1 pseudogene is annotated in these 679 nt (G+C 63.3%); it reads left to right on the top strand.

The window, feature by feature from the left end:
* Positions 1 to 679 (top strand): annotated as a pseudogene (locus PQR42_RS45600) (IS3 family transposase); the annotation flags it as partial.

Below are 679 nucleotides of genomic sequence, written 5' to 3'. Positions count from 1 at the left end.
GAGCGGGAGCGCGAGATACTAAAAAAGTCTACGGCCTTCTTCGTCAAGGAAATGGATCGCGCCTCGAAGTGATCCGTTCGCTGAAGAAGGCCTGGCCGGTGAGTCTGATGTGCCGTTTGCTGAAGGTGCCGCGAAGCAGCTATTACGCCTTTGCTGCGCGGCCGCCCAAACCGGCCGCATCGCCTCCACTGCTGAAGGCCGTGCGCCAGATTCACAGCGAAAGCCGCAGCAGTTACGGCAGTCGCCGGATGGCGCAGGCACTGCAGCAGCAGGGTTACGCGATCGGACGCTACCGGGCGCGTTCGCTGATGCGCGAGGCGCAACTGGCTGTGGCCAGGCGGCGAACGCACCGGTATCGCAAGGCCGAGGGTGAAGCCCTGATTGCACCTAACCTGCTTGAGCGGCAATTCGAGCCGGGCGCGATCAACCGGGTGTGGGCGGGTGATATCACGTATGTGAGAACGCGTCAGGGGTGGTCCTATCTGGCCATCGTGATGGATCTGCACTCGCGCCGCATCGTAGGCTGGGCGTTCGCCTTGCAGGCGGATACGGAACTGGTCATCCAGGCGCTACAGCAGGCCCGGCAGAAGCGGCGCCCGGCAGTGGGGCTGATGTTCCACTCCGATCAGGGCTGCCAGTACACCAGCGAGCGCTTTGTGAGCGATCTGAAGGCGAACGG

Source organism: Paraburkholderia sediminicola, from assembly GCF_046027355.1.
Taxonomy (GTDB): domain Bacteria; phylum Pseudomonadota; class Gammaproteobacteria; order Burkholderiales; family Burkholderiaceae; genus Paraburkholderia; species Paraburkholderia sediminicola_B.
Note: the sequence above shows the minus strand (reverse complement) of the source record. Positions and strands in the feature narration are given on the sequence as shown.